The sequence below is a fragment of the Allomuricauda sp. ANG21 genome (genome assembly GCF_040705235.1).
In the GTDB taxonomy this organism is placed as follows: domain Bacteria; phylum Bacteroidota; class Bacteroidia; order Flavobacteriales; family Flavobacteriaceae; genus Flagellimonas; species Flagellimonas marina.
The window spans coordinates 413,508-426,061 of the sequence record NZ_JBFCVT010000011.1; the positions used below are offsets into that span (position 1 = coordinate 413,508).

At 40.7% G+C, this 12,554-nt stretch carries 11 protein-coding genes; all 11 read left to right on the forward strand.

Going from position 1 to position 12,554, the window contains the following annotated elements; genetic code table 11:
* Nucleotides 1-37 precede the first annotated feature (37 nt).
* The 11 genes from menD (at nucleotide 38) to AB1A65_RS10720 (ending at nucleotide 12,492) form a co-directional block, all read left to right on the forward strand.
* Nucleotides 38-1,774, forward strand: a complete 1,737-nt coding sequence (gene menD, locus AB1A65_RS10670; protein WP_366588772.1) for a 2-succinyl-5-enolpyruvyl-6-hydroxy-3-cyclohexene-1-carboxylic-acid synthase — start codon at nucleotides 38-40, stop codon at nucleotides 1,772-1,774.
* A gap of 38 nt (nucleotides 1,775-1,812) precedes the next feature.
* Nucleotides 1,813-2,154 (forward strand): DUF2853 family protein, encoded by a 342-nt coding sequence (locus AB1A65_RS10675; protein ID WP_366588775.1) that lies wholly within the window; start codon nucleotides 1,813-1,815, stop codon nucleotides 2,152-2,154.
* Between the two features lie 78 nt (nucleotides 2,155-2,232).
* Complete coding sequence (locus tag AB1A65_RS10680; protein WP_366588777.1) at nucleotides 2,233-3,063, forward strand: S1-like domain-containing RNA-binding protein; 831 nt, start codon at nucleotides 2,233-2,235, stop codon at nucleotides 3,061-3,063.
* A gap of 164 nt (nucleotides 3,064-3,227) precedes the next feature.
* Entirely contained in the window at nucleotides 3,228-3,830 is a 603-nt protein-coding gene (locus AB1A65_RS10685) for an SPOR domain-containing protein (RefSeq protein WP_366588779.1), read from the forward strand.
* A gap of 2 nt (nucleotides 3,831-3,832) precedes the next feature.
* On the forward strand, nucleotides 3,833-4,741 hold the full coding sequence (gene menA, locus AB1A65_RS10690; protein WP_366588782.1) for a 1,4-dihydroxy-2-naphthoate octaprenyltransferase: 909 nt from the start codon (nucleotides 3,833-3,835) through the stop codon (nucleotides 4,739-4,741).
* 33 nt (nucleotides 4,742-4,774) lie between these two features.
* On the forward strand, nucleotides 4,775-5,530 hold the full coding sequence (locus AB1A65_RS10695; protein WP_366588784.1) for a response regulator: 756 nt from the start codon (nucleotides 4,775-4,777) through the stop codon (nucleotides 5,528-5,530).
* Nucleotides 5,531-6,068: 538 nt separating this feature from the next.
* Nucleotides 6,069-8,030 carry a sensor histidine kinase gene (locus AB1A65_RS10700; protein WP_366588786.1) on the forward strand — a complete coding sequence of 654 codons (1,962 nt, stop codon included), beginning with the start codon at nucleotides 6,069-6,071 and terminating at the stop codon, nucleotides 8,028-8,030.
* A 50-nt stretch (nucleotides 8,031-8,080) separates the two neighbouring features.
* The gene (locus AB1A65_RS10705) at nucleotides 8,081-9,133 is read left to right on the forward strand and encodes an o-succinylbenzoate synthase (protein WP_366588788.1); all 1,053 of its coding nucleotides are present in this window, start codon (nucleotides 8,081-8,083) and stop codon (nucleotides 9,131-9,133) included.
* Entirely contained in the window at nucleotides 9,124-10,062 is a 939-nt protein-coding gene (locus AB1A65_RS10710) for a CPBP family intramembrane glutamic endopeptidase (RefSeq protein ID WP_366588791.1), read from the forward strand. Before AB1A65_RS10705 ends, AB1A65_RS10710 begins: the two co-directional genes overlap by 10 nt.
* On the forward strand, nucleotides 10,040-11,113 hold the full coding sequence (locus AB1A65_RS10715) for an AMP-binding protein (protein ID WP_366588793.1): 1,074 nt from the start codon (nucleotides 10,040-10,042) through the stop codon (nucleotides 11,111-11,113). The genes AB1A65_RS10710 and AB1A65_RS10715 overlap by 23 nt, the downstream gene beginning before the upstream one ends.
* Before the next feature lie 32 nt (nucleotides 11,114-11,145).
* Nucleotides 11,146-12,492, forward strand: a complete 1,347-nt coding sequence (locus AB1A65_RS10720; protein WP_366588796.1) for a M24 family metallopeptidase — start codon at nucleotides 11,146-11,148, stop codon at nucleotides 12,490-12,492.
* Nucleotides 12,493-12,554: the final 62 nt, after the last annotated feature.

The window sequence follows — 12,554 nt, forward strand, 5'->3', positions numbered from 1 at the left end:
TAGGGGAATACGCTTTTCAGGTGTATTTTTGTAATCCATGATGTATTCAGATATTCCCTCGGCACAGACATTGGTGCTGTATTTTAAGTCTAGAGGAGTTAAGCATATAGTGATTTCTCCGGGTTCACGGAACGCTCCCTTGACCATTGGTTTTACCAAGAATCCTTTTTTTAAGTGCTACAGCATTGTTGATGAGCGATGTGCTGCTTTTTTTGCCCTGGGGATGGCCCAGCAAATACAAGAGCCGGTCGCAGTGGTTTGTACTTCGGGGAGTGCGCTTTTGAATTATTATCCGGCCGTCGCTGAAGCTTTTTATAGTGATATTCCCCTCATTGTGGTCTCTGCGGATAGACCCAGTTACCGAATAGACATTGGGGATGGACAGACCATCCGACAGGAAAATGTGCTGGAAAGACATATTGGCTATTCGGCCAACCTGAAGCAAGATGTGTCCCATGCTACGGAAACAGTTGCTAAGTGGGGTAAAACACTTCTGACCGAAACTCAGGAAGAGATTCAAGAATACAACGAAAGACAGCTGGTAAATGCTTTACAGATTGCACGATGGAAAAGCACTCCGGTGCACATCAACATTCCATTTGAAGAGCCGTTGTACGGTGTATTGGATGCCCCCATGTTTCAAATTACTGAAAAGAAATTGGATGTCCCAGGCAATTCCAATCAGGAGGATTGGTCTGATTACGCATCAATTTGGAAGACCAGTGGCCGAAAAATGATTTTGGTCGGGGTCAACCAGCCCAACGCTTTGCAGAATGAAATTTTACAGTCCTTGGCCCAAGATGGAAATACCTTGGTGTTTACGGAAACCACTTCCAACTTGCATCATCCGGAATTCTTCCCAAGTATTGACAGCATCATTGCGCCCATTGAAAAGTCGGAAAATAGAGAAGAACTCTTCAAGGCCCTTCAACCAGAACTATTGATAACCTTTGGTGGACTGATCGTTTCTAAAAAAATAAAGGCATTTCTTCGGAATTATCAACCCAAAGAGCATTGGCACATCGACCCTAAAAAAGCGTATGATACGTTCTTTTGCCTTTCCAAACACGTAAAAGTCAATCCAAATGATTTTTTCAAGGCTATTTTACCTTCGGAAACACAAAAGAGCGCTTACAAAACCAAGTGGCAAGAGGTCAAGAAACAGTATGAAGCTAGGAGGGAAGCTTATTTGGATGAAATTCCGTTTTCAGATTTTACCGTTTTTGATAAAGTGATGCAACACATACCCAAAGGGTATCAGGTGCATTTGGCCAACAGTTCCACCGTGCGCTACACCCAATTGTTCCCCATGGATGCATCCTTAAAAGTATTTTGTAATCGAGGTACCAGTGGCATTGACGGCAGTACATCCACGGCAGTAGGTGCTTCAATCCATGCAGAAGAACCTACCTTGTTGATTACAGGTGACCTCAGTTTCTTTTACGATAGCAATGGGTTGTGGAATGCCCACATTCAACCTGATTTTAGAATAATTCTCATCAATAATTCTGGGGGAGGTATTTTTAGAATTCTTCCAGGAAAGGAGGATACGAATGAGTTTTCCACCTTTTTTGAGACTCAGCACTCCTATACCGCGGAACATTTGGCACAGATGTACGGGTTTGAGTATTGCAGCGCAGAAAATAAGGAAGAACTAATTCAAGGCTTGGATGGTTTTTACACTACTTCGCTTAGGCCCAAAATATTAGAAATTCGTACACCACGCTTGGTGAACAATAAAATTTTGCTTGGGTACTTCGATTTTATATCTTAGAACCAAGGTATAAATCATAAAAACAACACTAATCAATCATGAGCAAAAGAGACGAGTTGATCACAAAGTACGCTGAGGACATCAAAAGCAAATTTGGGCAGGCACCGGACATGGACTTGCTTACCAAAGTGGCCGTTGGGTTGGGTCCTGCCATATACAACCTGGATGCTTCGCGCGTTTCGGGTTCAGATGAAAAAGAACTGGAAACCGTAAAAAACAATTTTTTGATAAAAAAATTGGGCCTTGCGGACAATCCGGCATTAATGGAGGCAATACATAGTATTATTGATGGGTATGGGCGCTCCGATAAAAACAAGTACCGTGCTGTAATCTATTACATGTTGACCAAGTATTTTGGGAAGGAATCTGTTTATAATTAATTGACTCATACATGAAAATAGAGCTGTCCTTTTTGGATGGCTTTTTTTATACCCGTATTTTCAGTCTACCTTTGCATTATGATAAAACTGGGAGATTATAACACCTTAAGAGTACTTAGAAGCACAAGTGTTGGCCTTTTTTTAGGAGATGAAGAGGGCACGGAAGTGCTGCTACCCAACAAGTATGTTCCGGAGGATTTTCAGATTGATGCCGAAATGGAGGTGTTCTGCTATCTTGATAATAATGAACGGCCTATCGCCACCACCTTGAAACCGCACATTGTACGTAATGGTTTTGCGTTTCTCAAAGTTGCGGAAGTAGCTGATTTTGGGTCCTTTATGGAATGGGGTTTGGAAAAACATCTTTTGGTGCCATTTCGGGAGCAGGCCCAGCGCATGGAGGAAGGAAACAAGTATATTGTACATTGTTATTTGGATGAGGAGACCTTCCGGTTGGTGGGTTCTAGCAGAATAAACAAATTCTTATCCAACGAGAATGTCCAATATGAGGTCAATGATGAAGTGGATATCATGGCAGCTAGAAAAACGCCTTTGGGTTGGGAGGTTATTGTGGATGACAAGCACAAAGGGCTCATTTTCGACAGTGACTTATTTAGACCAGTTGCTGTAGGAAGCCGAATGAAGGGCTTTGTTAAAAATGTAAGGGATGATAATAAAATTGACATCTCACTTCAGCCTATTGGAGCGAAAATGTTGGAGCCCACGGCAAAGATAATTTATGATAAATTACAACAGAACAACGGTTTTTTGCCATTGCATGATAAATCATCACCAGACGAAATTCAAAAAGAGCTTCATTTAAGCAAAAAGGCTTTTAAAAAAGGGGTTGGTATATTGTACAGACAGCGTAAGATCACTATTCAAGAAGATGGCATTTCGTTAATTTAGCCGGAGGAAAAATTAGCATTCATTAAATAGTTGAGATTGCAGGACTATTTTGATACCTCTAAGTTTTTTTCTTTACGCAAAAATTTTACATTTGTATAATCTCAATTTAACTTATTGACAGCTATGCTTTTAGCGAGCTGTAAAAATTTATAACCACTTGACATATGCCTTTTATAGAAGAAAGTGACTTGTTGGACCTTCACAAGGACATAGATAAGGCCCAGATTATCAACGAGCGACTTCTGGACCAAATAAAATATAAGAATAAAGACCTCCGAAAAATAAGGCTGCAACGCAATGTTTTATTGGGTATTACCGGTTTGTTTGTCATCGGTGTCCTGGCCATTACTTCGTTTACGGCAGGGCTTAGCAGTAAGAATTCATTCGAAAATCAGAATAACCATCTTTTGGTCTCCATAGACAGTTTGGATGCCGTTAAAACCCGTATTGATAATCTAAAGGCCCAAAATGAAGAGCTTAGCTTGGTACGGGAGTTCTATTTGGCCAAAGCGTTCTTGGATAAAGAAAAAATATATTCCGTGCAGGTGAAATCCTTTGTGGACAACAATGTTACATTGGCCTCCGAGGCATTGACGAACACCCTTTTCGTAAAAACCAATCCATTCTATGCCTATTCGTTAGGAAATTTTGAAACCCTGGATGAGGCACAATCGTTTAGAAAACAATTGGTACAGATGGGCTTTAAGGATGCTTTTGTAGCCTCCTACCAGGACGGAAAACGAATTCAAATAGAAGACCCCTACTAATCTTGGGAAAAAGTAAGGTCTGGATACAGGCTGCTAGACTACGCACCCTTCCTCTTTCACTATCTGGAATTATAGTGGGTACCGCCTTGGCCAGAAAACAAGGTTTCTTTGAGTTGGGCATTTTTGTTTTGGCGCTTTTGACCACCATTGGTTTTCAGGTAACTTCCAACTTTGCCAACGACTACGGTGACGGAGTAAAGGGCACTGACAATGAGGACAGGATTGGCCCACCGAGAGCACTCCAAAGTGGCTTATTGTCCCGACCCGTGTTAAAAAGAGGAATTATTATTTCGAGTTTCATTTCCATGGTATTGGCGTTGGCGCTCATTTATTTGGCATTCGGCACCGAAAACTGGATCTACGTCCTGCTCTTTTTTCTGCTAGGTGCTCTTAGCATATGGGCCGCCCTTAAGTATACCATTGGTTCAAATGCGTATGGGTATTTGGGGCTAGGTGATGTGTTCGTTTTTCTGTTCTTCGGGCTTTTGGGGGTTTTGGGCAGTATGTTTTTATACACCAAATCCTTGGATTGGGCTTCATTGCTTCCGGCTGTATCCATTGGGTTGTTATGCGTAGGGGTGCTCAACCTGAATAATCTAAGGGATGTGTTTTCAGACAAAAAATCTGGAAAGAACACCTTGGTGGTCAAAATGGGATTTGCAAACGGAAAGCTTTATCATTTTGCTTTGCTATCCCTTGCATTACTCTGTTTTATCGCTTATATCTGGATAGAAAGCATACCTCTGTTCAACGCCTATTTCATGCTCGCTTTTTTACCCATTTTGATTCATTTGGGAACCGTATTGAAAACCCAAGAGCCGGGTAAACTTGATGGAGAACTTAAAAAATTGGCACTCAGCACCTTTGCGCTCGCAATATTGTTCTATATTGCTATCAATAATTTTTTGTAATTTTGGTATACAACCAAATAAACTTTAAGGAACTTGGAACATCCGATTAGAATTTTAATTGTAGAGGACAACGTCATCATTGCTGATGACATGCAGTCCATGCTGGAAGAAATCGGCTATGAGATTGTGGACAATGTAATTGTCTATGAGCAGGCCGTGGAGGTATTGAAAAACAATCATGTGGATTTGGTCCTGATCGATATCATCTTGGCTTCCGACAAAACAGGAATCGATTTAGGAAAGCATATTAGGGAATCCTACAACATTCCTTTCATTTTTGTGACCTCCAACTCGGATAGGGCAACAGTTGAAAATGCAAAAACGGTAAAACCTGATGGTTATTTGGTAAAACCTTTTGAGCAACAAGACCTATATACTTCCATAGAAATTGCACTCTCAAATTTCAACTATAATAAGAAGGGAGAAATTAGGGATGAAGAAGGAGAGGAAGGGGAAAGCTTCACCTCCAACTCCGTATTGAAGGATTCCATCTTCGTTAAAAAACAGCACCTTTATTACAGGATTCAGTTTACGGATATCCAGTTCATAAAGGCAGATAACGTCTATTTGGAAGTCAACACGGCGGATAAAAAGTTTTTGGTACGCTCACCTTTAAAGGATTATTTGGAGAAATTGCCAAAGAACAAGTTTTATAGAGCACATAAATCTTACATTGTAAATGTAGATCATATTGATGCCATCAATTCAAAAGATATCATGATCAACAACAACTTGATTCCAATATCAAAGGATTTCAAGGAGTTTATCCTTTCATCGATGAACAGTTGATATAGAAAGCACATACGAATAGTAGAATAGTAAAAGCGTCTTTTTTAAGGCGCTTTTTTGTGCTACAAACTTTTCTGATGAACTGACCACAACTTTTAAAGGGTTCACAACAATGTTTTTCCACTGTTGTAGGCCTGGTCTACTTTAGCAGTGTAAATAATTCAGAAAGTAATTTTTTCATTTTCATATAGTGTTCTCGTAAAAGGGTCTTGTTTAATAGCAAGGCCTTTTTTGATTTTATAAGGTGTGCAAAATCCATGAAATGCACAAAACATCGACAAAAGGTGGTTTGACATACCCCTAAATACGTTTCACAACAGAAATCGGCAGTTTCACAACAATACTGAACAAGTCTGTACCTTTGCATTTAATTTTGACGCCAAACTAACGTTCTTTATATACCCCATACGTTGATTCCAAAGGTGGAATCGTTTAGTTCGTCCGGCGCAGAAATCATCTTACGGGGAATAGAAATAAAGGGCACAAACAATAGTATAGAGGTTCAGGAATTTCTTGAAGTACTATATATAGTAAATTCATGGGACGTTACGTAAGATTTTTATTCACTGCATTTTGCTTTGTTTTTCTTTATAGCGGTTCGGCGCAATCCTTGTTGGATGGTGAGCAGAGCGTGCTTAAGGAATTTCAGGACACCGACGAACCCAGGGAACGCTTCAATGTATTCTTCAATTCCATTGACCGTTACAATCAAAATTCAGCCTATGATTGGTTGGATACCATCAAAATCTATTTGGCCAACGCCCAAAAAACGGAGGACACCACCGCGCTTCGTCTCTACCAGATAATGCAGGCGCAGATTTATAATGATCTTGGGGAATACGATAAGAGCACAACTTTGGCAAAAGAGCTGTATGCCTTTAAAGATTCTTTGGATGTAGAATCACAAACAGCGGTATTGGATGTGTTGGACGACAACTATGCCAATCTTCAACTTTTTGATAAGCAAATAGAAATCCGAAAGCAAAAAAAGGAAATGGGCATCACCGATAATGTCTCTTTCTATGATATCTATAGCAACCTTGGGTTGTACAGAGTGGCCCGGAACCAGTACATCATGGAGGTAAAGCCTACCATTGCCGACAATGAAACCTTCAAACTGGCAGAGTACCATAGTAAAGTGGGGAACTTTTTGCGTTTGGATAATTCTGCCCCAACAGCTTTGAGCGAATTAAAGAAGGCAAAAGCCTATTTGGATGTTTATATCAATGATATCTCCGTTCAGAAAAGTGAAGATGAGCTTTTTGAAAGCGATTTGTTAAAGGCAGAAATAGAAGGAAATATTGGAAAGTGCCACGTAATGTTGGGGGAATACGAAGAAGCCATTCCTCTTTTGGAGAGCAGTATTGAGGTTTTGGATACCTCATCCAAAAACAGTCATAAGAGCGAGATGGTAGAAAATACCCTCTATTTGGCAGATGCCAACTTGCAACTGGACCGATTTTTAGCCGCTAAACGAAATCTGGATATTGAATTTGACAACATTGGAATTCTACAGGTTATAAAACGAAACAGCCTGTTGGCCGCCTATTATGACAGGGTGGAGAACTACAAAAACTCCGCAATGTACTACAAGCGAAATGAGCGTATCAAGGATTCCATGGCGCAAAAGCAATCTTCCATTATAAAACAACAATTGGTGACTATTGTGGCCAATGAGGATTTGGAGAATTCCCAACGGTTGATCGAGGAGCAAAAGCGTATCAATGAGCAGGCCCGTAGTGATATGAAGGCCAAAGACGAGCGTATGAACTTGGTTTTTGTTTCCTTAATATTCACCTTACTTGGTTTTGCCGGGTTGGTCTACGCCTATTTAAAAAGTATCAAAAATCAACGATTGATTGCCGAACAAAAGCATATGATCGAGAATGCTTTGGTAGAAAAGGATTCCCTGCTCAAAGAAATTCACCACAGGGTAAAAAATAACCTGCAAATGGTGTCCAGTTTGTTGAGCCTTCAAACCAAAAACACGAGAAGTAAGGCCGCTATCGAGGCTTTGGAAGAAGGAAAGAGTAGGGTGAAGGCCATGGCTTTGATTCACCAAAAGCTCTATCAAAATGATGATTTGTCCGTGATTGAAATGCAGGGATATATCGAAAGTCTCATCAACAGTGTGCAGTCGGTTTATAAAAAAGGAGGACACAACATCAGCATTACCATTGATGCTGAAGGTACCGAATTGGATATTGATCGCGCCATTCCTTTTGGATTGATACTGAACGAATTGGTCTCCAACTCCTTCAAATATGCTTTCCCAGAGAATGATGAAAATGGGAAAATCTACATCCATCTTCGAAAAAATGGCGATCAGGGCTATTTTGAATATACCGATAACGGTGTGGGCCTACCGGAAGACACCGAAGAACGCACCCATTCTTCCATGGGAATCCGCCTCATGAACCGATTGGTGAACCAGCTTCAGTCCAAATTAAATATTGAAAAGCAAACCGAGGGGGTTCGGTTTTGGTTCAACTTTAGCTAATCATTTTTTGTTCGAAACATCCTAAATATGGTTACATTTGAAACCATTGGATGAAAGCTACCTATAAAAAGTATATCCTAGATTTTAAGATTCCCAGTGGAACGTCGCGTGGTGTTTTGACCCAGAAAGAAACCTGGTTTTTGATACTCACCGATGGAAACCGGCATGGAATTGGGGAGTGTGGCATTTTAAGAAGTTTAAGTGCCGATGACGTACCCCATTATGAGGAAAAGCTGAAATGGGTCTGTGAAAACATTCACTTGGAACAAAACTCCTTACGAAATGCATTGATGGAATTTCCTTCCATTCAATTTGGGGTGGAACAAGCCTTTTTATCCCTGAATTCCAAAAATCCTTTTGAATTATTTCCTTCAGACTTTACCCAAAGAGAAGCACCGATTCCCATCAATGGATTGATTTGGATGGGAGATGAGGCATTCATGCTTTCCCAACTGGAACAAAAACTCAAGGAAGGTTTTAAATGCATCAAAATGAAGATTGGGGCCATTGACTTTGAGACCGAACTTTCTATTCTCAAGGCTATTCGGACCAACTTCACACCAAATGAAATTGAACTTCGAGTGGATGCCAATGGCGCATTTTCATCATCGGATGCCCTAAAAAAACTAGAACAATTATCTACGTTTGAATTGCATTCCATCGAGCAGCCAATCAAATCAAAACAATGGGATGCAATGGCCGAGCTCTGTCAAAACACACCCTTGCCCATCGCCCTGGATGAAGAACTTATTGGTATTTTCTCTGTAACAGAAAAGGAGCGATTGCTACAAACCATAAAGCCACAATATATTATCTTAAAGCCAAGTTTGGTAGGTGGATATGGCGGTTGTGAAGAATGGATTCAGATTGCGAAAAAATACAATATTGGATGGTGGATAACCAGCGCTTTGGAAAGCAATATTGGGCTCAACGCTATTGCGCAGTGGACATACACGTTGAACAGTACCATGCCTCAAGGATTGGGAACAGGAAGTCTGTACACCAATAATTTTGATAGTCCATTGGACGTTTCCAACGGAGAACTACGGTATCTAAAAGCACAGAATTGGCAAGAAAATTTAATTGAAGAGTTATGTATATAGAACAAGGATATAAAGGAGAAATCGGCTTGTGGAAGTATTTCATTATTCCAACGGCCTTCATCTTATTTATGATTGCAAATTATGTGGCAACCGTAAATTCACCGGTAAGTGTGGAAGATACTATGGAACAAATAATTGCACAATTTGGGTCCAATTTGGTGTTGATTATGTTACTGATACCGTTGGCAGTAGGATTATTTGTTGTTTTGGGATGGACGTATCTTGTCCACAGACAGTCCATTACCTCGCTGACCACTTCACGAAAGAAAATTGATTGGCGACGCATCTTCTTTTCCTTTGGACTATGGAGCCTAATTACCGTAATCCTTGTTGGGATTGATATTTATTTTTCCCCAGAGCATTACGTGTTCAATTTTGATTTGATGAAATTCATTCCCTTGGCCATTATAGCCGTTGTGTTGATTCCGCTACAGACCAGCTTTGAAGAATACCTCTTTAGGGGCCACATGATGCAGGGATTGGGCATTTTGGCCAAGAATCGCTGGGTACCTTTGGTAGTGACATCAACATTGTTTGGATTGATGCACATTGCCAATCCGGAAGTGGAGAAATTGGGCTTGGGAATTCTGATCTATTACATTGGAACAGGCTTTTTCTTGGGGATTCTAACCCTTATGGATGAAGGTTTAGAACTGGCACTGGGCTTTCATGCCGCTAACAATTTGATTACCGCCTTATTGGTCACGGCAGATTGGACAGCCTTTCAGACCAATTCCATTTATAAGGACATTTCGGAGCCATCACTAGGCTGGGATGCCCTCATTCCCGTTTTTGTGATTTTTCCTTTGCTATTGCTCTTTTTCTCTAAAAAATATCGCTGGAACAACTGGAAGGACCGATTATTTGGAAAAGTAATGACCAAAGAACAATTCGTGGCCGTATCTGATGGAGAATCTAATTTGGCATAACATTCACCCACAATTCAAACTCAATGGTGTTTCCTATGAGCTGGAAGATCTTGTAGAAATTGGATATAGTTTGGTCAAAGAGGGAGAACCTTTTGAGGTTCGCATTGGTGATTTTATCTTGGATTGGACTTCGGACAACCCTACTATAGAGGTCTTAACCTCTGGGTCTACGGGGAGGCCAAAAAGAATTGCACTTAAAAAGGAGCATATGGTCAATTCGGCGATGGCCACAGGCGATTACTTTCAACTAAGGCCAAGCCAATCTGCACTTCTATGTTTGCCCTGTACCGGAATTGCAGGAAAAATGATGTTGGTAAGAGCTATGATCCTCGGTTTACATTTGGATTATGTAGAACCATCATCAACCCCATTATCAAGTACCAATACGAATTACGATTTTGTGGCCATGGTGCCATTGCAAGTGCAGAACTCCTTGAATAAATTGGATGATGTACAAACATTGATTATTGGAGGGGCTCCGGTAGATTCAAATCTACGTAGAAAGTTAAGTGAGGTATCCGCTAATGTTTTTGAGACTTATGGGATGACAGAGACCATAACCCATATTGCGGTTAAGAGAATAAACAATAATCCGAAGCTTTATTTTGAAACCTTACCAAACATAGATATTGCTGTGGATGGAAGGGAGTGTTTGGTCATTGATGCTCCTAAAATTTCAGAAGGCAAAATTGTGACCAATGATGTGGTGGAGTTGGTAGGTGGCAACCAATTTAAATGGTTGGGGCGGTTTGATTCCATAATTAATTCGGGAGGTGTTAAATTGATTCCTGAAGAAATTGAGAAGAAGCTCAACACGGTAATTCAATCCCGTTTTTTTATTGCAGGAATTCCGGATGAAGCTTTGGGGCAAAAGCTTATTCTGGTCATTGAAGCACCTCGGGTAGATACAACGGAATTACTCAAAAAAATAAAGGGGTTGCCAGATTTGCATAAATATGAAATCCCAAAAGAAGTTTATGCCTTAAAATCGTTTGTTGAAACCGGAAGCGGTAAGGTACATCGCAAAAAAATCATGGAACAAATTCTGTAAGTTTTGTATTTTGACGGAGTAAATCAAACTTCATGAAACAGCTTATACTTTCTCTTGCTCTTATTTCAATTATCAATGTCCAAGCCCAACAAATCTTGCCCGAAGTGGAACGCGCAAAGGTGGTGGATGAAATTTTGGAAGAACGCTTCAATGTTCTGCTTCCTAAGCTTATGGATGACACGGACATAGATATGTGGATTCTCATCTCAAGAGAGTACAATGAAGACCCAGTACTACGTACTATGCTTCCCGCTACTTGGCTGAATGCTAGAAGAAGGACGATACTTTTGTTTTATCGGAACAAAGAGAAAAACACCATTGAAAAATTAGCCGTGGCCCGTTACAATATTGGAAAGAGCATTATTTCTGCCTGGGACAAAGAAAAAGAGCCTAACCAATGGAAACGATTAATGCAACTTATTGAAGAGCGAAATCCTAAAAAAATTGCTCTTAATTTTTCCAAGGATCATAATATAGCGGATGGTCTGGATAAAACTGATTATGACGAGTTCATGGTCAACCTTCCTAAGAAATACCATTCCAAAGTTATCTCTGCGGAACAATTGGCCGTTCGATGGATAGAAACAAGAACTGAACGGGAAATGGTAATTTTTGACCAGTTGGTGGACATTACCCATGACATTATTGCCGAAGCCTTTTCCGAAAAAGTGATTACTCCCGGTATTACCACGACTACTGAAGTGGAGTGGTGGATGCGTCAGAAAGTTACGGATTTGGGCCTTGAAACTTGGTTTCATCCCACGGTGGACATACAACGAACCAGTGAAGAATTGGTAAGCCATCTATATTCCTTTTCAGGCAGACCGGATGATATGGTAATCCTGCCCGGAGATTTGCTACATTGCGATTTTGGCATAACCTACCTCCGTCTTAATACAGACTGTCAAGAGTTGGCCTATGTGCTAAAACCCGAAGAGACCGAAGCTCCCTCTTTTTTGGTAAATGCCCTCTATGATGGCAACCGCGTCCAGGATTTCTTAACCAAAAATATGGTAGAGGGAAGGGTTGGTAATGATATTTTGGCTAAATCGCTGCAAGAGGCGAGGGATGCGGGCTTGCAACCTGCTATTTATACCCATCCCTTAGGTACGTATGGCCATTCGGCAGGAACCACCATAGGTATGTGGGATTCCCAAGGTGGCGTGATGAAGGATGATGGAGAAAACTATCCCTTGAACCCCAATACGGTCTACGCCATTGAACTCAATGCTACAGTGAACATTCCAGAGTGGAACCGCGATATCCGAATTATGTTGGAAGAAGCTGGTTTTTTTGGAGAGGAAGGATTTCGATATGTCAATGGAAGACAAACAGAACTTCTTTTGATCCCTAGGGTAAAAGCTCAGCAAGGGTACTAAATTCTCGCGCTAGAATACAATTACATTTTTTACGTCGATTTTATACAATTATATGGGGAATG

Bases quoted from the DNA above. Each gene is read 5' to 3' on its own strand.
- AB1A65_RS10710 (WP_366588791.1), top strand. From the start codon at position 9,124: ATGTATATAGAACAAGGATATAAAGGAGAAATCGGCTTGTGGAAGTAT.
- menD (WP_366588772.1), top strand. From the start codon at position 38: ATGATGTATTCAGATATTCCCTCGGCACAGACATTGGTGCTGTATTTT.
- AB1A65_RS10685 (WP_366588779.1), top strand. From the start codon at position 3,228: ATGCCTTTTATAGAAGAAAGTGACTTGTTGGACCTTCACAAGGACATA.
- AB1A65_RS10705 (WP_366588788.1), top strand. From the start codon at position 8,081: ATGAAAGCTACCTATAAAAAGTATATCCTAGATTTTAAGATTCCCAGT.
- AB1A65_RS10675 (WP_366588775.1), top strand. From the start codon at position 1,813: ATGAGCAAAAGAGACGAGTTGATCACAAAGTACGCTGAGGACATCAAA.
- AB1A65_RS10715 (WP_366588793.1), top strand. From the start codon at position 10,040: ATGGAGAATCTAATTTGGCATAACATTCACCCACAATTCAAACTCAAT.
- AB1A65_RS10700 (WP_366588786.1), top strand. From the start codon at position 6,069: ATGGGACGTTACGTAAGATTTTTATTCACTGCATTTTGCTTTGTTTTT.
- AB1A65_RS10720 (WP_366588796.1), top strand. From the start codon at position 11,146: ATGAAACAGCTTATACTTTCTCTTGCTCTTATTTCAATTATCAATGTC.
- AB1A65_RS10680 (WP_366588777.1), top strand. From the start codon at position 2,233: ATGATAAAACTGGGAGATTATAACACCTTAAGAGTACTTAGAAGCACA.